This is a genomic window from Pseudomonas sp. F2, assembly GCF_057174385.1.
In genome coordinates, this window is sequence record NZ_CM169904.1 from 531,311 (window position 1) to 552,130 (window position 20,820).

12 protein-coding genes and 1 pseudogene are annotated in these 20,820 nt (G+C 62.1%); 9 read left to right on the plus strand and 4 right to left on the minus strand.

What is annotated here, in order from left to right; translation table 11 throughout:
• Positions 1–178: 178 nt before the first annotated feature.
• From AC193Q_RS02270 to AC193Q_RS02280, 3 genes are all read left to right on the plus strand, one after another.
• Positions 179–1,045 carry a pirin family protein gene (locus AC193Q_RS02270; protein ID WP_121184603.1) on the plus strand — a complete coding sequence of 289 codons (867 nt, stop codon included), beginning with the start codon at positions 179–181 and terminating at the stop codon, positions 1,043–1,045.
• 206 nt (positions 1,046–1,251) lie between these two features.
• Entirely contained in the window at positions 1,252–2,694 is a 1,443-nt protein-coding gene (locus AC193Q_RS02275; protein WP_121184605.1) for a mechanosensitive ion channel domain-containing protein, read from the plus strand.
• A gap of 98 nt (positions 2,695–2,792) precedes the next feature.
• Entirely contained in the window at positions 2,793–3,233 is a 441-nt protein-coding gene (locus AC193Q_RS02280) for a carboxymuconolactone decarboxylase family protein (protein ID WP_047295168.1), read from the plus strand.
• A gap of 108 nt (positions 3,234–3,341) precedes the next feature.
• Here AC193Q_RS02280 and AC193Q_RS02285 read toward each other — a convergent pair.
• A pseudogene (locus AC193Q_RS02285) lies at positions 3,342–4,933 on the minus strand (DHA2 family efflux MFS transporter permease subunit).
• A complete protein-coding gene (locus tag AC193Q_RS02290) occupies positions 4,930–6,051 on the minus strand; it encodes an HlyD family secretion protein (protein WP_047295164.1) in 1,122 nt (373 codons plus the stop codon). Before AC193Q_RS02290 ends, AC193Q_RS02285 begins: the two are co-directional and overlap by 4 nt.
• A 342-nt stretch (positions 6,052–6,393) precedes the next feature.
• Between AC193Q_RS02290 and AC193Q_RS02295 the strand changes: the two genes are divergently transcribed.
• The gene (locus tag AC193Q_RS02295) at positions 6,394–8,121 is read left to right on the plus strand and encodes a ShlB/FhaC/HecB family hemolysin secretion/activation protein (protein WP_121184609.1); all 1,728 of its coding nucleotides are present in this window, start codon (positions 6,394–6,396) and stop codon (positions 8,119–8,121) included.
• A 113-nt stretch (positions 8,122–8,234) separates the two neighbouring features.
• A complete protein-coding gene (locus tag AC193Q_RS02300) occupies positions 8,235–12,704 on the plus strand; it encodes a hemagglutinin repeat-containing protein (RefSeq protein WP_121184612.1) in 4,470 nt (1,489 codons plus the stop codon).
• 138 nt (positions 12,705–12,842) lie between these two features.
• Here AC193Q_RS02300 and nhaA read toward each other — a convergent pair whose 3' ends face one another.
• Positions 12,843–14,051, minus strand: a complete 1,209-nt coding sequence (gene nhaA, locus AC193Q_RS02305; RefSeq protein WP_095667029.1) for a Na+/H+ antiporter NhaA — start codon at positions 14,049–14,051, stop codon at positions 12,843–12,845.
• A 215-nt stretch (positions 14,052–14,266) separates the two neighbouring features.
• Here nhaA and AC193Q_RS02310 point away from each other — a divergent pair, with 215 nt between their 5' ends.
• The 3 genes from AC193Q_RS02310 to AC193Q_RS02320 all read left to right on the plus strand — a co-directional run bounded on the left by AC193Q_RS02310 (position 14,267) and on the right by AC193Q_RS02320 (position 18,313).
• Complete coding sequence (locus AC193Q_RS02310) at positions 14,267–14,767, plus strand: sigma-70 family RNA polymerase sigma factor (protein ID WP_047295156.1); 501 nt, start codon at positions 14,267–14,269, stop codon at positions 14,765–14,767.
• Between the two features lie 40 nt (positions 14,768–14,807).
• Entirely contained in the window at positions 14,808–15,791 is a 984-nt protein-coding gene (locus AC193Q_RS02315; protein ID WP_095667028.1) for a FecR family protein, read from the plus strand.
• 98 nt (positions 15,792–15,889) lie between these two features.
• The gene (locus tag AC193Q_RS02320) at positions 15,890–18,313 is read left to right on the plus strand and encodes a TonB-dependent receptor (protein WP_121184614.1); all 2,424 of its coding nucleotides are present in this window, start codon (positions 15,890–15,892) and stop codon (positions 18,311–18,313) included.
• A 117-nt stretch (positions 18,314–18,430) separates the two neighbouring features.
• On the opposite strand, the gene AC193Q_RS02325 is transcribed toward AC193Q_RS02320, so the two are convergent.
• Positions 18,431–19,582 carry an MFS transporter gene (locus tag AC193Q_RS02325; protein WP_121184618.1) on the minus strand — a complete coding sequence of 384 codons (1,152 nt, stop codon included), beginning with the start codon at positions 19,580–19,582 and terminating at the stop codon, positions 18,431–18,433.
• 239 nt (positions 19,583–19,821) lie between these two features.
• Here AC193Q_RS02325 and AC193Q_RS02330 point away from each other — a divergent pair, with 239 nt between their 5' ends.
• Positions 19,822–20,802 carry a diaminopimelate epimerase gene (locus AC193Q_RS02330; RefSeq protein ID WP_121184620.1) on the plus strand — a complete coding sequence of 327 codons (981 nt, stop codon included), beginning with the start codon at positions 19,822–19,824 and terminating at the stop codon, positions 20,800–20,802.
• Positions 20,803–20,820: the final 18 nt, after the last annotated feature.

The window sequence follows — 20,820 nt, forward strand, 5'->3', positions numbered from 1 at the left end:
CAACAAGATCAAAAGATCGCAGCGTGCCGCAGCTCCTACAGGGGGTTGTGAATGGCTCGCGAAAGGTGCACTACTGTCCTGCAGATGGAACACTTAAGCTGATTTTTGCCGTCTAGTCCTCCGACCGTCATGGATTTAAGCTTAATCCATTGCGTCACCCACTTTTCTGGAGGCAACCATGAAAAACATCATCGGTATCTACACCAGCCCTCGCGGCCATTGGGTCGGCGATGGTTTCCCGGTGCGCACCCTGTTTTCCTACGACAACCTGGGCAAGCACATCAGCCCGTTCCTGCTGCTCGATCACGCAGGACCCGCGCAATTCACCCCGACCACCGAGCGCCGCGGTGTTGGCCAGCATCCGCATCGTGGTTTTGAAACCGTGACCATCGTCTACGACGGCGAGGTGCAGCACCGTGACTCCTCCGGCAGCGGCGGCACCATCGGCCCGGGCGACGTGCAGTGGATGACGGCTGCGTCCGGGATCCTGCATGAAGAGTTTCACTCGGATGATTTCGCCAGAACCGGCGGCAATCTGGAAATGGTGCAGCTGTGGGTCAACCTGCCGGCCAAGGACAAAATGGCCGCGCCCGGCTACCAGACCATACTCGACGGCGATATTCCGAATATCGCGCTGAAGGACGACGCCGGCAGCCTGCGGCTGATCGCTGGTGAGTTCGAGGGGCATACAGGCCCATCGCGCACGTTCACGCCGATCGACGTCTGGGACCTGCGGCTCAATGCCGGCAAGTTGCTGAGCCTGGATCTGCACGAAGGGCGCAACACTGCGCTGGTGCTGTTGAAAGGGTCGGTGCAGATCAACGGTGCGCAAACGGCGGGTGTCGGGCAATTGGTGCTGTTTGAACGTGAGGGGCGTCAGTTGACCCTTGAGGCCGGTGAAGACGCGGTGGTGCTGCTGCTCAGCGGCGAGCCGATCGACGAACCGATTGTCGGCCATGGCCCGTTCGTGATGAACACCGAGCAGGAAATTCATCAGGCATTCGCCGACTTCCAGTCCGGGCGTTTTGGCCAAATGCACGGGTAAATTTCATCCCTGTGGGAGCGGGCTTGCCCGCGAAAGCGGACTTACAGTCGATGCGTGTCTGACTGATCCACCGCCTTCGCGAGCAAGCCCGCTCCCCATTGGTTTTTGGTGTTTTTGCGCGGGTGTTCTGCCTCTGAAATCAATTACTCCTACACTTGCCCAATCTGTGCGATCTTCTCGCGACTGGGCCCTGTCGGAGTGCTTTGATGTTGTCTTTTTTGACCGAACATCCGTTGTTTTGCGCGTTGATTCTGATCCTGCTCGATCTGGGCCTGTGGCGCCTGATCAGTGCCCGTGGCAGCGAGTGGAAGCTGCTGGTGCGGGTGCTGATTTTCAGCCTGTTCAGCGCGGTGCTGTTCAACGAAGGCCTCAACCCGATGGAGCCGGCGCCGTGGGCGGACAATGTGCCGTTGCATCTGGCGGCGACCGGGTTGCAGATCGGCTGGTGGCTGTTCGGCGCGCGCACCCTGACCGTGTTGATCGGCGCGGTGATGATGCAGCGGGTCGGGCACACCGGGCGGCTGTTGCAGGATCTGCTCGGGGCGGTGATTTTCCTGATCGCCATTATCGCCGCTCTGGCCTACGTGCTCGATCTGCCGGTCAAAGGTGTGCTGGCGACGTCCGGGGCCTTGGCGATCATTGTCGGTCTGGCGTTGCAGAGCACCCTCAGTGATGTGTTTTCCGGGATCGTGCTCAACACTACCAAGCCGTATCAGATCGATGACTGGATCTCCATCGACGGCACCGAAGGCCGGGTCATCGACATCGATTGGCGCGCTACGCGTCTGCAGACCAGCCAGGGCAGCATGGCGGTGATTCCCAACTCGCTGGCGGCCAAGGCCAAGATCATCAACTTTAGCCGGCCGAGCAACATGTTCGGCCTGGCCGTCAGTGTCCAGGTCAGCCCGCATGCCCGGCCCAATACGGTGATCGATGCGCTGGAGCGGGCGATGCAGGGCTGCCGTCCGCTGCTGGACAATCCCGCGCCGAGCGTCGCACTGAAAAGCGCCAGCAGCACCGGTGTCGAATATGAAATCAGCGGCTTTGTGTCGTCGATGGACCAGAAACGTCCGGTGCGCAATCAGCTGTTCGATCTGGCTTACCGGCATCTGCAGGCGTCCGGGGTCAATCTGTTGTCGAGTGTCGAGCCAATCGTTGCCGGTAACCTTTCGCGGCCGCGGGCGCTGCTCGACAGCTCACCGATTTTCTCCACCCTGCGCCAGGAAGAAAAAGACACCTTCAGCCAGAACATGACCCTGCAAACCTTCCGTGCCGGCGAGACGATCCTCGAAGCCGGGGAGGTCAGCGATCATTTGTTCATCATCGAATCCGGCGTGGTCAGCGTGACCCTGACCCGCCATGGTAGCCCGTTCGAATCCGGGCGCATGGGGCCGGGCGAAGTGATTGGCGAGGCCGGTATTCTGTCCGATTCTTCAGTACCGGCGACCTTCGCGGCGAAAACCTTCTGCGCGCTGTATCGCATCGAGAAGACCTACCTGAAGCCGTGCCTGGATGCCCGCCACGACATCAACGAGGCGATGAAAGCCTTGCTCGATTATCGCCTGCACAAGGCTCAGACCCTGACCCAGGACGTGCCGACCGTGGTGGCGAAAACCGGGTTCCTGCACTGGTTGCGCCAGCGCGTGTGACGCGGTGGTCTACTCGTCTTCCGGGAGATTGGCTATTTGTCCGGGGCAGTGGCGGGACTACCTTAGTCACACATTCACTGGCCCCCGGAAACTCCACCATGAAAGCTCGTACCGATTTCTACACTGCTTCCCCAGACGCCCTGAAAGCGATGATGGCCCTGGAAACTGCGGTCTCGAAACTGCCGCTGGAAAAGACCCTGATCGAGCTGGTCAAGCTGCGTGCATCGCAGATCAACGGCTGCGCATTCTGCATCGACATGCACACCGCTGACGCGATCAAGGGCGGCGAAACCCCGCGCCGGCTGTTCGCGGTGACCGCCTGGCGTGAAGCACCATTCTTCACCGAGCGCGAACGTGCTGCACTGCTGTGGACCGAGTCGTTGACCCAACTGAGCCTGACCCACGCCCCGGACGAAGACTACGACATCGTCGCCGCGCAATTCACGCCCAAGGAAATGGTCGACCTGAGCGTGGCGATCAACACCATCAACAGCTGGAACCGCCTGGCCGTGGGTTTCCGCAAAACTCCGCAGCTCTAAGCCGCAACCCATAACCCTGTAGGAGCTGTCGAGTGAAACGAGGCTGCGATCTTTTAAAGACAAGATCAAAAGATCGCAGCCTGCGGCAGCTCCTACACGGGCGAGGCATTAATGCGCATCTGCACTCGGCGCAGCCGGTGGTTGCACCTTGCGCATCAAGGGCACCATCGCCGTGGCGATGATGAAGCACAGCATGATCATCAAAAAGGTATCGCCGTAGGTCTGGGTCTGCGCCTCGCGGTAAGTCAGCAACCACAGTTGACGCAGGCCGGCGGTGGTCCCGACGTCACCACTCTGACCCAGTGTCGCCAGGTTGCCACCGACCTGCGCCAGCCACTGATTCAGCGCCTCGTTGCTGCTGTTCAAATGCTCGGCCAAGCGGGTGAAGTGCAGGTTGGTGCGGTCATTGAGAATGGTCGCGCACGCGGCAATGCCGATGGCTCCGCCCAGATTGCGCATCAGGTTGAACAGCCCCGAAGCGTGCTTCAAGCGTGCCGGTGCCAAGCCTCCCAAAGTCAATGTCACTGCCGGCGGCACCGCCAGTTGCTGGGCGATCCCGCGCAGCGCTTGCGGCAACATCAATTGGCCGGCGCCCCAGTCGTGGGTGATTGGACTGAACTCCCACATCGATACGGCAAACAAGCCCAACCCAAGCATCATGATCCAACGCAAATCCATGCGATTGGCGAGAAAGGCGTACAACGGAATCGCCATGATCTGGAACACCCCGGTGGAAAAACCGCCAGACCAATATCCAGTGCGCTGTAGCCACGCACCCGGCCGAGAAACAGCGGCGTCAAGTAAATCGTCGCGAACAGACCAATCCCGGTGACGAAGGAAAAGAAGCAGCCGAGGGTGAAATTGCGATCCTTGAGGGCGCGCAAATCAACGATCGGATTGGCCACGTGCAAGGTGCGCCCGATAAAGGCCAGACCCGCCAGACCGCTGATCCATGCCGTGGTCAGAATCGTTTGATCGCTGAACCAGTTCCAGCGCGGGCCTTCTTCGAGGGTGTATTCCAGGCAGCCGAGAAACAGCGCGAGAAATACCATGCTCAAGTAGTCCGCGCCCTTGAGCAGCGCCAGTTCCGGCTGGTCGATCTTTACCAGCATCGGCACGGCCACGGCGACGAAAATTCCCGGCACCAGGTTGATGTAGAACAGCCAGTGCCATGAGGAAATGTCGGTAATCCAGCCACCGATTACCGGACCCAGGGTCGGCGCCAGTGACGCCACGGCGCCGATGGTTGCGGCGGCAATCACCCGTTGTTTGCCGGTGAAGAAAAAGAACGCGGTGGTGAATACCAGCGGGATCATCGAGCCGCCGAGAAAGCCCTGCAGCGCCCGAAAGGCGATCATGCTCTGGATGTTCCACGCCACACCGCAAAGCAAACTGGCCAGGGTGAAGCCGACCGCCGAAGCACAGAACAGCCAGCGGGTGGAGAACACCCGCGACAGCCAGCCCGACAGCGGGATCACGATGATTTCGGCGATCAGGTAACTGGTCTGCACCCACGCGGTTTCGTCGGTGCCGGCCGAGAGTCCGCCGCCGATGTCGCGCAGCGAGGCCGAGACGATCTGGATGTCCAGCAGCGCAATGAACATGCCGATGCACATCGTGGCGAAGGCGAATACTTTGGTCGCGGTAGCCATGTCGGCGGCGTTGAACGGTTGCGCCGGGGCGGTGAGGGTGGTGCTCATGGTGCGACGGCCACGGCGCTGGATTCAGCGGGCGCGCGGGTGTCGACTTCAGCGGTGACCGACAAGCCTGGCCGCAGATGCCCGAGCACGCCGTCCGCCGGATCGAGCAGAATTCGCACCGGCACCCGCTGGACGATTTTGGTGAAGTTGCCGGTGGCGTTCTCTGGCGGCAGCACGCTGAATTGCGAGCCGGTGGCGGGGGCGAGGCTGTCGAGGCGGCCGTGGAACTCCTGGCCGGAAAGCACGTCGGCGCGGATGCTCACCCGTTGCCCGGGTTTCATCCGCGCCAGTTGGTCCTCCTTGAAATTGGCATCCACCCACAGACCGCTGGCCGGCACCACCGACAGCTGTTGCGAGCCGGCCTGGGCATAGGCGCCGACCCGTGCGCGGCGATTGCCGATCACGCCGTCAACCGGCGCGCGCAGTTCGGTGTAGCCGAGGTTCAACTGCGCCAGATCACGCTCGGCCCGGGCTTGTTGCAGGGCGGCACGGGCCTGTTGTTTTTGGGTGTCGATCACCGCCAGTTGGCGCTGGGCGGCGAGCAGTTCGGCCTGGGCGCGGGCACTCAGGGCCTGGGCGGTCTTGAAGCTGGCGTCGGCGCGTTGGGCGCTTTCCACCGACACGGCATTGCTGCTGACCAGGCGTTTGTAGCGCGCGTTGTCGTCCCGCGAACGGGCGGTTTCGGCACCAGCGGCATCGATGCCGGCGCGGGCTTGGCCGATCACGGCGTGCTGCAGTTGTTCAGTGGCATCGAGGTTGGCCAGCAGCGCCTCTTCGGCGGCTACTGCGCCTTCGGCTTTGGCGAGGTTGGCGCGATAGTCGCGCGCATCAAGTCGGATCAACACATCGCCGGTCTTGACCGACTGGTTGTCGCTGACCAGCACTTCTTCGATGTAGCCGGCAACCTTCGGCCCGATCACCGTGACGTCGCCACCGATGTAGGCATCGTCAGTCTCCTCGAGAAAACGCCCGGTGCTCCACCAATGACTGGCGTACACGCCGACCATGACCAGCGCGATCAGGCCAGAGCCGGTCAGCAGCAGGCGCTTGCGCAAAGGCGGTTTGGCGGGGGTGACCGGGGATGACAGGTCGGGCTCGAGGGTGGACATGGCGGTCATAGCGTAATACCTGCGGGAACGATTGGTTATTACAGTCGTAATATGACGCAAGTAATATTTTGTGGCAATTATGTTTTTGTGCCGATCGTCAGTTGCTTACCCGGCCTCGGGGTTTGGAGCGGTTTCGAGAAATGTCAGTCCCGGTAATGCGGGGCAGGTCTTTGAGAACTCGATGAGAGCCCTCGGGGAAACCCTGATGGCCTAGCGTTGAACGCAGCAAAATCAAATGTTTAAGAAATGTAAGCGCTGTAGGAAGCGTCTTGCATTTGTGTAGGAAGGCTCTGACTATCACTCGCATTGATGAAGTGGCATTACGCCATTTCATGCTTGCAAGGATGTTGCGTGCCGTATTTGCTTTGCGCTGTTTCTCGTCGTCGCTTCACGCTTTGCCCGCTGTTGTCGGCCTTTGTGTTGAGTGTGTGTGCCTCCTCGATTCAAGCGGCTGACCCTGTTGCGCCGGGCCAGGAAGCGCTGCGCCAGCAGCAACAGCAACAGCGCGATCTGCAACAACTGCAGATGGAACAACGCAAGCGCCAACTGGAGCGCGGTGCGTTCGGTCCGGCACCGGCCACGCCGGCCATCCCGCAAACCGTCACCCCCGATGAACGCTGCTGGCCACTAAGCGGCACGCGCATCGGCGGCGTTACGCTGCTCGACGGCGACAAGCTCAACGCCCGGATCAAACCGCTGCTGGCGCCGTGCATGGGCGTCGGCCAGATCAATCATTTGCTGGCGACCATCACCGCGATCTATGTCGAGCAGGGCTACATCGCCAGTCGCCCGTACCTGCTGAGTGCGCCGGCGGCGGGGCAGTCGCTGGACATCATGGTGGACGAAGGCTACATCGAGTCGATCGAACTGGCCGATCAGAGCCTGCCCGTTTCGCTGGGCGGCGCGTTCCCGCACATGCTCGGCCAGCCGCTGAACCTGCGCGATCTGGAGCAAGGCCTCGATCAGTTGAACCGCTTGCGCTCGCTTGACCTGACCGCCGACATCGCCCCCGGCAGCCAGCCTGGCGCGTCGCGAATCATCCTGCGCTCGCGCACTTCCGGACAGTCGCGCTGGGCGTTGGGGCTGGGCATGGACAACCTCGGCAGCGCCAGCACCGGGCGGGATCGCAACAGCGTCAGCCTGAGCTTCGACAGTCCGTTGCAACTCAACGACCTGCTGAGCCTCAGCGCCAGCGACACGTTGAATCAGGGCGACCGCTACAGTCGCAACGCCAGCCTGTATTACGCGATTCCCTACGGCTACTGGACCTACAGCGCGTTCGCCAGCCACGCCGAGTATCGTGCGCCGTTCAAACTGCCCAGCGCGACCTTGTACAGCACCGGCATCAACGATCAACTGAGCCTGCGCGCCGACCGCGTGTTGTGGCGCGACCAGAGCCGCCAGCTCAGCGCCAACCTGCAACTGGCGCACAAGGACGTCGACAGCTATCTGGAAAATGTCCGTCTGGGCATTCAAAGCCCGACTCTGACCGTGGCCGAAGCCGGACTCAATCTGTTCTGGCTCGACCGTGCGGTGTGGAACCTCGACTTCACCTACTCGCAAGGCCTGCGCTGGCTGGGCGCCGATGACGACGCCCATCACGCGGTCAACAACCTGCCCAAAGCGCAATTTCGCAAGTACCGCGCTGGCCTCAGCCAATGGCGCAACGGCCAGTTCGGCGCGCAAGCGTGGCAGTGGCAGAGTCAGCTCAATCTGCAATACAGCCCCGACCCGTTGCCGGCCATCGAACAGTTGCTCGGCACCGACGATTCGGCAGTGCGCGGCTATCGGGTCAACAGCGCATCCGCTGCCAGCGGCGCGATCTGGCGCAACACCTTGCGTCTGCCCCTGCGCAACGACTGGCCGCTGCAGATCACCCCGCGCGTGGCGCTGGACAACGGCTGGCTCAAGGCCGATCACGGTGCCCAGGGCCAACGCCTGAGCGGCGCCAGCGTCGGGCTGAATCTGGGCTGGAAGAATCTGCAAGTGGACGTCGACTACCAGCGCGCCCTCAACACCCCCAACGGATTGCAGCACGAGCCAGAGACCTGGCTGATGCGCGTGGGGTTGCAGATATGAGCACCACCGAGACTCATCAAGCAGTGAACAAACAGCCGTCGGATCTGAGCGCGACAGCCACGGCCAACACTCAATCGCGCGCCGTGATGCCGTACTTACATGGAGACGTTTTTATGCCAGCACACACCTTTGCATTTCATCTTTCTCCTCGGGGCAAACTGCGCTGGGCGATCGCCAGCCTGTTCTTCGCCGTGCACCTGCCGACCGCTATCGCCGGCGGTGTGGTGGTCGCACCCGGCCCCGGCGGCACCGCGCAATTGCAGACCCAGGGCGGCGTGCCCATCGTCAATATCGTCGCGCCCAACGGCTCGGGTCTGTCGCATAACCAGTTCCTCGACTACAACGTCGACCGTCAGGGTCTGGTGCTGAATAACGCCTTGCAGGCCGGGCAATCGCAGCTCGCCGGGCAACTGGCGGCCAACCCGCAACTGCAGGGGCAGGCGGCGAGCGTGATCCTCAACGAGGTGATCAGCCGTAACCCTTCGGCGATCAATGGCGCCCAGGAAATCTTCGGCCGCGCCGCCGATTACGTGCTGGCCAACCCCAACGGCATCTCGGTGAACGGCGGCAGTTTCATCAACACGCCGAACGCCAGTCTGCTGGTCGGTCGTCCTGAATTAAACGACGGCAAACTGCAAGCGCTGAACACCCGCAACGCCAGCGGTCAGTTGCAGATTCAGAGTGGCGGCCTGCGTAATGCCGAGGGTTCGGTCAACCTGATTGCCCCGCGTATCGACAGCCAGGGCCGCATCGACGCCCGCGATCAACTGAACCTCACGGTCGGACGCAATCAGGTGGATTACGCCAGCGGTCAGGTAAAAACCGTGGACCCGGTGGGCAACACCACCGATCAACGCATCGACGCCAGCCTGTTCGGTGCGATGCAGGCCGGGCGCATCAATATCGTCAGCACCGCCGAAGGCGCGGGCGTGCGTGTGGGCGCGGTACAAGTGGCCGGGCGTGACGGCGTGCAGATCCGTTCGGCTGGCGACCTCAGCGTCAGCGGTGAAGCGATCCCCAACAGCCTCGACGTGACCCGTGCCGGCATTCGCAGCAGTCAGGGCGATGTCGGCCTGCACAGCGGCAACGATCTGACATTGGCCGCCACCGACGTCAGTGGTCGCGATGTCAGCGTCAATGCCAAGCGCAACCTGACCTTGAGTACCGTCGAAAGCCACAAGCTTCAGGAAAAGCGCGAAAACTGGAGCAACAGCACCATCGGCATCACCTGGGAAACCTACGACCGCACCCAGACCGACAGTGAAACTCGCCAGCACGGCAGCCAGATCGTCGCCAGCCGCGATGCGAAATTGTCTTCCGGCAAAGACACCGAACTCAAAGCCGCCAAGGTTGAAGCGGCGAAAAATCTCGATGTGCACAGCGGCGGTGATCTGCGCCTGACTGCGGCCACCGAACGCCACACTCAGACCGATCAGGGCAACCATCGCAAGCATCTGTGGAAGGCCGACTGGAACAACAGCAGCGAAGAACAGCGCAGCCTTGGCAGCCAGTTGAAGGGTGGCAATATCGCGCTGCAAACCGCCGCGTTGTTGCGTTCCGAAGGCGCCGAACTGAACAGCGCCGGCGATGTGAAACTGGCGGGCAAGCAAGTGGACGTCACCACCGCCACGCGCAGCAGTCGCAGTAATAACAACAGCTACTCAGGCGACCTGGTTGGTGGCGGATTCTTCGGCAAGACCGGAGACGCCGACAAGGGCCAGACCCGACATCAGGGCAGCAAAATCGATGCGGCCGGCAAACTGATCGTCAAGGCTGATGATGTGCGCATCAGCGGCAGCCAGGTCCGTGGCGGCACCGAGGCCAGCGTGATCAGTGATCAGGGTTCGCTGGTGATCGACGGCGTGCAGGACACCTCGCACAGCAACAACCACGACAAGGACAGCAAGTTCTTCGGCATCACCAAGGACGAATCGCGGCAGAACGCCAGGGACAACACCACGGTGCGCAGCGAGCTGGTTTCCGACAGCAACCTCAAGCTCAAAAGCGCCAAGGACATCGAAGTGGCCGGCTCCACGGTCAAGGCTGGCGGCGCGCTGACGGCGGACGCAGCGGGTGATGTGAACGTGCATTCCACGCAGAACAGCCACGACAGCAGCTCTACCACCGAGACCCGTGGCTTCGATGCCTACGCCAAAGAGCAAACGCCGGAGCAATACCGCGCCGGGGTGCACTACGAAGACAAGCAGCAGACCGTCACCCGCAACGACGTCAACCAGCAAGGCTCCAGCCTCAGCGGCGCCAGCGTGCAGGTAAAGGCCGGCGGCGATCTGACCATCAAGGGCGGTGAAGTCAAATCCACGGCCGGCGACACCACACTGAGCGGCAATAATGTGTCGTTGCTGGCCGAACAGGACAGCCACAAAACTTCGACCGATACCTCCAGCACCGGCGGTGGTTTCTACTACACCGGTGGTCTCGACCGCGCCGGCAGTGGTGTCGATTTTGCCCACAGCACCACGCAAGACAGCAGCAGCAAAACCACCGCGCAAACCACCAGCGTGCAGAGCAGCGGCGGCTTGACCCTCAACGCCGACAGGCTGGTGACCGAAGGCGCGCAGGTCAAGGCTGGCAACGGTCTGAACGTCGCGGCCAACGAAATCGACAACCGCGCCGCCAGCAACACCGAAAGCAGCAGCCATAACCAGAGCAACTGGTCGGCGGACATCGGCGCCAATGTCGAGTACAAGGACATCGCCCGCCCGATTGCCGGTGCGGTCAAGGATGTGCTCAACGGCAAGGTGCCGGACAAGGAAGCCCTGAGCAATCTCGGCCAGCCAAACGTCGGCCTCGACGTGGCGATCGGTCACGGCAGCGCTGACAAGACCGAGCAGAGCAGCAACGCCGTGGTCAGTCGTTTCGACGGAAGCAGCGTCGAGGTGAAAACCGCCGGCACCCTGCACGACCAGGGCACTCAGTACAGCGCGAGCAACGGCAAGGTCAACATCAGCGTCGACAAACTGGTTGCCGATGCCGCGAGCAACACTCACGGCAGCACCGATAACTCAGTCGATGCCAAGGTCGACGTGCGCGTTTACACCAAGACCGGCGAAGACGTGAACGTCGCCGGCAGCGGTGCGGGCGGCAACAGCTACAGCAGCAAGGACAGCAGTACGGCGGTGGTCGGCGGGTATGCCGGCAATCAGGGCGTGAACATCAACGTTGGCGCAGATGCGCAGTTCGCTGGCAGCCGTTTCGACGGCGGGCAGGGCGGTGTGAGCATCAAGACCGGCGGCGATCTGGCGCTGAATCAGGCCAGTGACCGCCAGAGCAGCAGCGACTCCAGCCTGCGCGGCAACGGCTCGCTGACGGTCGGCACCTTGCCGGGCACCGACGCCACCAACGTCGATCTCGGCGCTGGCTTCCAGCTAGACCATACCGGCAAGCAGACCACTGACACTCAGGCTCACGTCGCGAGCATCAGCGGCATTGGCCCGGTGCAACTGAGCAGCGGCGGCAATCAGGTTCAGCAAGGCACGAAGATCGACAGTGCCGGCGGCATCGATCTGCACGCTGACGGCAAGCTTGATCTGCAAGCGGCCACCGATACGCACACCGCGACCGGCAGCAATCTCGGCGGCGGTTTGAAGGGCGGCGGCAGCAAATCCAGCAGCGAGAAGAGTCGCGATCAGGGCGCTAATCTGAGCGGCAACTTCAACATCGGTCGGGTCAACGAACACTCGCAAACCCTGACCGGTGGTCAGCTCAACAGCCAGAGTAACGTCGTGTTGAGCGGTGATGCGGTGCACTTGCAAGGCACGCAAGTCAGCGCGCCGAACGTCAGCATCAATGCGCAGAAGGGCGGTTTGGTTCAGGAGTCGGCGCAATCCACCGAGACGCGCAACAACTGGAACGTCGCGCTGAATGCCGGTGGCAACCTGAGCAGCAAGACTCCGACCGCTGCCGATGAGAAGGCCAGCAGCGACCACGGCTTCAACGCCGGGGCCAAGGTCGGCGTCGATTACCTGCAAGGCACCACTCAGCAGAACAGCCAGATCAAGGCTGACAGCGTGGTCCTCAACAGCGCAGGCGATGCACAACTGTCGGGCGCGCGGATCGACGCGAACACTGTCAGTGGCAAGGTTGCCGGTGACCTGACCGTCGACAGCCGTCAGGACTCGAAGACGCAAGCCAGGGTCGATGTCGATCTGGGCCTGACCGCGAAGAAGAATCCGCCGAGTGACAAAGAAAAACTCGCCGGCACCGACTACAAACCAACGCTGAAGGCGCAGGGCGAATACGCGCACAAGGACAGCGTGGCGCAGGCGTCCGGCATCAGTGGCAATCAGGGTGTGAACCTTGCGGTGGACGGCGCGACACAGCTGACCGGCGCGCGGATTTCATCGGCTGAAGGCAAGGTCGATCTGGGCGGTTCAAAGGTCGGTAGCCGTGACTTGGTCAACCGTGAATACGGCGTGAAAGCCGGACTGGACCTGCCGCAGAAAGCCGAGGAGAACGCACCGAAGGTGTCGTTCGATAACGGCCACCTGAAAGTCGGTCCGGTGACCCTGAGTGGCAATCTGGACAGCCAGACCCTGCAGGCCGGGATTGACGAAAAAGGCTGAGCAGCACTGCTATAAAAACTGTGGGAGTGAGCCTGCTCGCGATAGCGTCAGTTCAGTCAGCGAAACTGTTGACTGAACCAGCGCCTTCGCGAGCAGGCTCGCTCCCACATTGTTATTTATTTCGATGAGACCTTGAGGTCAGTTCGACGCCTTCGCCTTACCCGCATTCATCAGCACGACCACCGCCAGCAGCGCCGACAGGATCGAACCCAGCAACACACCGACCTTCACCGAATCAACCAGATGCGGCGCGCCCGGAAAGGCCAGTGCGCCAATGAACAGGCTCATGGTGAAGCCGATCCCGCAGAGCAGGGCGACGCCGTACAGTTGCAGCCAGCTCGCGCCTTGCGGCAGTTGCGCCAGACCACTGCGAATCGCCAGGGCGCCGAGGCCGAGGATGCCGATCTGCTTGCCGAACAACAGGCCCAACGCGACGCCCAGCGGCACCGGCTCAAGCAGGTTGCTCGGGGAAATGCCGCTCAATGACACGCCCGCGTTGGCGAAGCCGAAGATCGGCACCACGGCGAACGCCACCCACGGATGCATTTTTTCTTCGAGGTAGAGCAGCGGCGAGTTGTGCTCGTCTTCCGGGTTACCCAGCGGAATGCACAGGGCCAGAATCACCCCGGCGAGAGTCGCGTGGATCCCCGATTGCAGCATGAAGAACCACAGCAGGGCGCCAGCGATCAGGTACGGCCACAGCTTTCTGACGCCGCAGCGGTTGAGGATCACCAGCAATGCGATCACCGCCAACGAGGCCAACAGCATGCTTATCGACAGGCCGCTGGTGTAGAAAATCGCGATGATCACCACTGCACCCAGATCATCAAGAATGGCCAGCGCGGAGAGGAAAATTTTCAGCGACACTGGCACCCGTTTGCCCAGCAGCGACAGTACGCCCAGAGCGAAAGCAATGTCGGTGGCTGCGGGGATCGCCCAACCGCTGAGGGTCTGCGGATTGCCCCAGTTGATCGCGACGTAGATCAGGGCGGGCACCAGCATCCCGCCCAGCGCGGCAAAGCCCGGCAGCGCGCGCTGCCCCCAGGTCGACAACTGACCGGCGAGCATTTCGCGCTTGATCTCCAGGCCCACCAGCATGAAGAAGATCGCCATCAGGCCATCATTCACCCAATGCTCGATCGACAGACCAGCGACTTTGATGTGCAGGGTCGAGAAGTAGGTGGCCGCCCAAGGCGAATTGGCGACCAGCAGCGCGGCGAGGGCGGCGGCCATCAGGATCAGGCCACCGGCGGACTCGGCGGCGAAAAATCGGGAAAGAAAGGCCAAAGCAGACGGCGACTGCTGACGGGCAGGGGCAGCCTGCAGGCGTGACGGATCGTGGCTCATAGGCACGGGAACTCCGCGCGGCGGCCCGACCTGCGCTGAATTAAACCTGCCCTGCCGCGTTGTTGCGGTGGCACCCGGGCGGCATTTTACACAATAGGTGGGGGAAGGCGCGTTTTTACTGACGATTACCCTTGAATCGAGCGTCTCCAAGGAATGAATTGCCGGGCTTAATAGGAAGCATTACTATTCACGCCTCTTTCCCCCAGCACGCTGTCATGAACCCCATGCTGCCCCGCAGACCCGGCTTTTTCGAGCATTACGAAGAGTTGATCGGCACCTGGACCCGGCGCCTGCGCAATCGCGCGCAGGCCGAGGATCTGGCGCACGACACCTTTGTGCGGGTGCTCGAATCCGATTCGGCAGCGGTGCAGCAGCCACGGGCGTATCTGCACCAGACCGCACGCAATATCGCGGTCGACGGTTATCGGCGTGAGGATCGGCGGGAAGCCATGGAGTCGCAGGCGATCGATCACAGTGTGTCGTCAACCGGCGACCCGGAGCATTACATGCAGGCGATCCAGTTGGCCGACTCCATCGAACGGGCGCTGCAGGAACTGCCGCTCAATTGCCGGAGGATTTTCGTCTGGCAGAAGATCGAAGGGCTGACTCAGGCCGAAATCGCCGAACGCCTGGGACTGTCCAGGAACATGGTCGAAAAATATATGATTCGCACCCTGCGGCACCTGCGCGACCGTCTCGATGGCATGCAGTCATGAGCGGCCGCCGCTTTTCATCCCCAGCCCGACAGGACATTCCATGATGGATACCCGTGATTGCGCGTGCGGGCAAACAACGGTGCGCGATGAGGCGGCACGCTGGTTTGTGCGTTTGCAGGAACCGCTGATCAGTGCCGACGAGCAGCAGCGCTTCGACGCCTGGCTGAACCAGCATCCGCAGCACCGTGATGAATTCCAGTTGCTGCAAGGCCTGTGGACCGCCGCCGATCTGTTACCGGCGCCACGCCTCAAAGCGCTTGTTGAAACACCGTCAACCCGCCGCGAACGACGTCCTTTACTGCGTTATGCCGTGGCCGCCAGCGTGTTGGCGGTGGCGCTCGGGCTCGGTCTGTTCAGTGGTTTGAATCATCCGGGCGGCTATCACGCCGAGTTCGCCACGGCGCTGGGCGAACGCAAGCATGTGGCGTTGCCGGACGGTTCAGTGATTGATCTGAACAGCCGCAGCCGTCTGCAGGTGCGTTTTGAGCAGGATCGGCGCCTCATCGAATTGAGTGAAGGTGAAGCGATGTTCAGCGTTCAGCACGACACCGCGCGACCGTTCGTGGTCGAGACCGGTAGTGGCAAGGTCACGGTCACCGGGACCCGTTTCGATGTGCGCCGCGATGCCACGCAAACCCGGGTTGCGGTGGAGCAGGGCACGGTCAAGGTGCAGGGGCGCAATGCACCGGACAATGCTTTCATCAACCTGACCGCAGGCTTCGGCACCCATGTCGACGCCGAGGGCAAAGTCGCTGCGGCCTATGCGGTCAACCCCGTCGAACTGACGGCATGGCGCAGCGGCAGACTGGTGTTCAACAACGCCAGCCTCAGCGAAGTGGTGGCGGAGGTTTCGCGTTATCGCGACAAACCGCTGAAGGTCGCCAACACGACGGTGGCCAACCTGCGCCTGACCAGCGTGTTCAAATCCGACAATACCGACGCCTTGCTCAAGGCCTTGCCAAACATCCTGCCGGTGGCCGTACGCACCCTGGCCGATGGCAGTCAGGAAATAATTTCCAAATAACATTCAGGTTTTTTTCGAGTTCATCGTCTTCCTGTTCAACTGCAACTGGTTTGCATTAACAGACGCACACTCTTGCGATCCACAGGACTACGTTCGACGTGAAAAACACCTCAGCCCACAACAAAAAATCCCCTTGGCTGCCGCTGGCTCTCGCGCTGGCGGTCAATGCCGCCGTACCGCTGGCCTTCGCCGCTGAAGCCATTCACATCCGCGCCCAGCCGCTGGGCCAGGCCCTGAGCGAACTCGGCCAGCAAACTTCGCTGCAGGTTTTCTTCAGCCCGGAGCTGGTTGCTGGCAAACAGGCACCAGCGGTCGACGGCAACCTTTCTCCCGAGCAGGCGCTGCGTCAGTTGTTGCAGGGCAGCGGCCTGGAGTATCAGATCAATGAGGGCTCGGTGACCCTTGCACCGGCCGCGACCGCTGCCAGCAATGGCCCGCTGGAACTGGGCGTGACCGACATCAAAGTGGTCGGCGACTGGCTCGGTGACGCCGACGCTGCGGTGGTGCAGAACCACCCGGGTGCGCGTACGGTGATCCGCCGCGAAGCCATGGTCGAGCAGGGCGCGATGAACGTCAGTGATGTGCTCAAGCGCGTGCCCGGGGTGCAGGTGCAGGACTCCAACGGCACCGGCGGCAGCGACATCGCGCTGAACGTTGGCGTGCGTGGTCTGACTTCAAGACTGTCGCCACGCTCCACGGTGTTGATCGACGGCGTGCCGGCCGCGTTCGCACCGTATGGCCAGCCGCAACTGTCGATGGCACCGATCTCTTCCGGCAATCTCGACAGCATCGATGTGGTGCGTGGCGCCGGTTCCGTGCGTTATGGGCCGCAGAACGTCGGCGGCGTGATCAACTTCGTCACCCGCGCCATCCCGGAAAAAGCCACCGGGGAAATCGGCACCACCCTGGAAACCTCCCGTTACGGCGGCTGGAAACACATCGACACGGCGTTCCTCGGCGGCACCGCCGACAATGGCATGGGTGTGGCGTTGTTGTATTCCGGGGTCAACGGCAACGGTTACCGCGAGCGCAACAACGGTAACGACATCGACGATGTGCTGCTCAAGACGCACTGGGCGCCGACCGATCAGGACGATTTCAGCCTCAACTTCCATTACTACGACGCCAGCGCCGACATGCCCGGCGGTCTGACGCAGAAACAGTACGACGACAAGCCGTACGACTCGGTGCGCGATTACGACAACTTCAGCGGTCGGCGCAAGGACGTATCGTTCAAGTGGATTCGCCAGATCGACGAGCGTACCCAGGCAGAAATCCTGACCTATTACACCGACAGCTTTCGCGGCAGCACCATCGCCGCCCGCGACCAGAGAACCCTCAGCTCGTACCCGCGTTCCTACTACACCCTCGGTGTCGAACCGCGTGTGTCGCGGGTGTTTGATGTCGGCCCGACCACTCAGGAAGTCAGCGTCGGTTATCGCTACCTGAAAGAGGCGATGCACGAGCAGTCGAGCCGTCTGGCGCTGGTCAACAATCAGCCGGTGGTCACCCCGACCTCCGATGGCCATGTGTTCCAGGACCGCACCGGTGGCACCGAAGCCAACTCGGTGTACGTCGACAACAAGATCGACGTCGGCAACTGGACCATCACCCCGGGCATTCGCTTCGAACATATCAGCACCGACTGGCATGACCGCGCCGTGCTCGACACCGCAGGCAAGCGCGTGCCGGAGAAAAACCGCAGCATCGAAAGCAACGAACCGTTGCCGGCACTGAGCGTGATGTATCACCTGTCGGATGCATGGAAACTGTTCGCCAACTACGAAACCTCGTTTGGCAGCCTGCAGTATTTCCAGCTCGGCCAGGGCGGCTCGGGTGACCAGACCGCCAACGGCCTGGAGCCGGAAAAGGCCAAGACCTACGAGATCGGCACACGCTACAACGATGACGTGTGGGGCGGGGAAGTGACGCTGTTCTACATCGACTTCGATGACGAACTGCAATACATCAGCAACGATGTCGGCTGGACCAACCTCGGCGCGACCAAGCATCAGGGCATCGAAGCGTCGGTGCATTACGACATGGCCGCGCTCGATCCACGCCTTGACGGGCTGACCGCCAACGCCGGTTTCACTTACACCCGCGCGACCTACGAGGGTGAGATTCCGGGCTTCAAGGGCCGTGATCTGCCTTTCTATTCGCGGCAGGTGGCGACCGTGGGGCTGCGTTACGACATCAACCGCTGGACCTACAACATCGACGGTTTCGCCCAGTCCAAACAGCGCGCCCCTGGCACCGGCATGAACGCCGACGGCAGCTTCAACGGCAATTACATCACCGAAGGCTCGGCAGACGGGCAGTACGGCGATATTCCCGGCTACATGACGTGGAACGTGCGCGGCGGGTATGACTTCGGGCCGCAGGTGTCGAACCTGAAGCTCGGCGCCGGGGTGAAAAACGTCTTCGACAAGCAGTATTTCACCCGTTCCAGCGACAACAACTCGGGGATGTATGTCGGTGCGCCACGGACATTCTTTGTACAGGCCAGTGTCGGTTTCTGATAACGCCTGACCCTCTGGCGAGGGAGCTTGCTGCCGCTGGACTGCGCAGCAGGCCCGATTTTTTGGGGGCGCTCCGCAACCCGGCGGGAGCAAGCTCCCTCGCCACAATGATGGGGTTCAGACCTTGAGGACTTTGCCGCCGATGGCGACGGCCACCAACAGCAGCGCCATCAACCCGAAGGCAAAACTCAGACTGCTGGCATGCGCGACAAAGCCGATCACCGCCGGTCCCGCCAGAATCCCTGCGTAGCCCAGGGTGGTAATGGCTGGCACCGCGATGCTCTCCGGCATCACCGTCTGCTTGCCCACCGCCGTGTACAGCACGGGCACGATGTTCGAACAACCCGCACCCACCAGTGCGTAACCGACCAATGCCGCTTCCCAGTTCGGCGCGAATGTCGCCAGAAACAGACCTGCAGCTGCCAACAGGCCACCAAACAGAATGATCCGCGTTGCACCGACAGTCCGCACGATCCGGTCACCCATCAAACGTCCGGCCGTCATGGTCAATGCAAACGCCGCATAACCCAATCCCGCGTACGCCGTGTCGATCCCGCGCTCCTGCGCAAGAAACACCGCACTCCAGTCCAGCGCCGCGCCTTCGGTGAGGAACACGATGAAGCACATGCCGCCGATGAACAGCACAATGCCGTGGGGAATGGCGAAGGCGGGTCCCGAGCTTTCACTGCCGTACGGCAACATGTGCGGTACACACTTGAACAGCGCGCCGGCCAACACCGCTACCACTACCAGCATCGCTGCCAGCGGCGTCAGACCGAGGCCGAGCAGGGCACTGACCCCCGCTGCGCCGACAATCCCGCCAAGGCTGAACAGGCCATGAAAGCCCGACATCATGTGCTTGCCGCTGGCCCTTTCGACGATCACCGCTTGCAGGTTGACGGTCGAATCCACCGTGCCCAGACCGGCACCGAACATGAACAGCGTGGCGATCAGCGCCGGAACCGACGATACCGTCGCCAGCAACGGCAGCGCCGCGCAGATCAGCAGGGTGCCGCCGGTGGCGACTTTGCGGCAGCCGAAGCGCGTGGCGAGAATCCCCGCCAGCGGCATTGCGAGAATCGAGCCGACGCCGAGGCATAACAGCAGCAGGCCCAACGTACCTTCGTCGAGCCCGGCGCGGGCCTTGGCGTACGGCACCAATGGCGCCCACGCGGCAATGCCCAGGCCGGCGATGAAGAAAGCGATGCGCGTCGACATCTGCTGCAGGCGTCCGGGGACGAAAGTGTCTTTGGGGTTGAGGCTGGTCATATCGATCCTTGGCAAAAAACGTCGCGTCCCCCGAATGACAGTCATCGCGCGGCGAGGTTCGATCGCAGGTCTCGGGGCGGGGCAGCCGACATCCTAACCTGTAGGCATGAGACTGTTCGCGATAGCGGTGGATCAGGCAATGAACAGGGCGCCTGACAGCCCGTTATCGCGAGCAGGCTCACGCCGACAGGGGATCGCGGTTTAAAGTGAGTGCTTCCACAAGACGAACAGGGGCGGTGATGACGCAGTTCTACGATGCGCGGGGCAATATATACGGGGTGATTTCGCCGCAGGCACTTCGTGAGTCGGGGATCGATTTGCCGATGGGAGCCGCGCAGTGTGCGGTGTCGAGACCGTCCTGGAGTCAGGCGGCCATTGCCCTGTGTTGCGACTGGCCCGAGGGCCAGCGTCCGGCGGGGAGCAAGGCGCACCGCAGCGACGGTCTGTTGATCGGCCCGTTCCAGTCAGCGCCGCCGTTCGACGTGCTGATCGTCAACACTGACGGCACCTTGGCCGAGCGCAGTGGCAATGGCCTGACAATTTTTTCCCAGTCGTTGCTGGAGCAAGGGCTGATGCCGCCGGAAGGGTCGTCGCTGCGAGTGCATCACGACAAGGGTGTTGCCGTGGAAACCTCGGTGAAACCGGCCGTAGTCGAAGGCGTGAACGGTTTCTGGCTGGACCTTGGTCAACCGGGCTTCGGGCCTTCAGCGGTGGGTGCGCAGCAGGTTGAAAAGTGCGTGTTCAATGGTCATGAGGTGAGCCACGTAGCACCATTGGCACAACTCGATTCCGCGTGGCAGCACAGTCAGTTCGTGCGCATCGGCAATCCGCATTGCGTAACGTTGTTGACCGACATCGCCGAATTGCCGAGCAACTCTCAAATGCGCCAATCGCCATGGGCCGAAGGCCTGACCCGAATCGCCTACGCGATGCCGACGGGCGCCGGCCAGCCATGCCCGGCGGGCGTCAATCTGCAATGGGCCGCGCTTGAGTCAGCGCAGCGCATCGTCGCCCGAGTGTTCGAGCGTGGTGAAGGACCGACGGCGTCTTCCGGTACCAGCGCCAGTGCAGTGGCCTGTGCCGCATGGGCAGTGGGTTGGGTGGCGAGCGGGGAGGTGCACGTCGTCATGCCGGGCGGGACGGCGCCGGTGTTGCTTGAAGAAGAGCGGGGCGAATTGATGCGGGTCAGGTTGTTTGGCACGGCTCGCTTGATCGGTTGAAGCGGTGATTGCCTTCGC

What these genes read in the sequence shown, in the direction of transcription:
- AC193Q_RS02270 (WP_121184603.1), top strand. Translation starts at nt 179, where the DNA reads ATGAAAAACATCATCGGTATCTACACCAGCCCTCGCGGCCATTGGGTC.
- AC193Q_RS02275 (WP_121184605.1), top strand. Translation starts at nt 1,252, where the DNA reads ATGTTGTCTTTTTTGACCGAACATCCGTTGTTTTGCGCGTTGATTCTG.
- AC193Q_RS02280 (WP_047295168.1), top strand. Translation starts at nt 2,793, where the DNA reads ATGAAAGCTCGTACCGATTTCTACACTGCTTCCCCAGACGCCCTGAAA.
- AC193Q_RS02290 (WP_047295164.1), bottom strand. Translation starts at nt 6,051, where the DNA reads ATGACCGCCATGTCCACCCTCGAGCCCGACCTGTCATCCCCGGTCACC.
- AC193Q_RS02300 (WP_121184612.1), top strand. Translation starts at nt 8,235, where the DNA reads ATGCCAGCACACACCTTTGCATTTCATCTTTCTCCTCGGGGCAAACTG.
- nhaA (WP_095667029.1), bottom strand. Translation starts at nt 14,051, where the DNA reads ATGAGCCACGATCCGTCACGCCTGCAGGCTGCCCCTGCCCGTCAGCAG.
- AC193Q_RS02310 (WP_047295156.1), top strand. Translation starts at nt 14,267, where the DNA reads ATGAACCCCATGCTGCCCCGCAGACCCGGCTTTTTCGAGCATTACGAA.
- AC193Q_RS02315 (WP_095667028.1), top strand. Translation starts at nt 14,808, where the DNA reads ATGATGGATACCCGTGATTGCGCGTGCGGGCAAACAACGGTGCGCGAT.
- AC193Q_RS02325 (WP_121184618.1), bottom strand. Translation starts at nt 19,582, where the DNA reads ATGACCAGCCTCAACCCCAAAGACACTTTCGTCCCCGGACGCCTGCAG.
- AC193Q_RS02330 (WP_121184620.1), top strand. Translation starts at nt 19,822, where the DNA reads ATGACGCAGTTCTACGATGCGCGGGGCAATATATACGGGGTGATTTCG.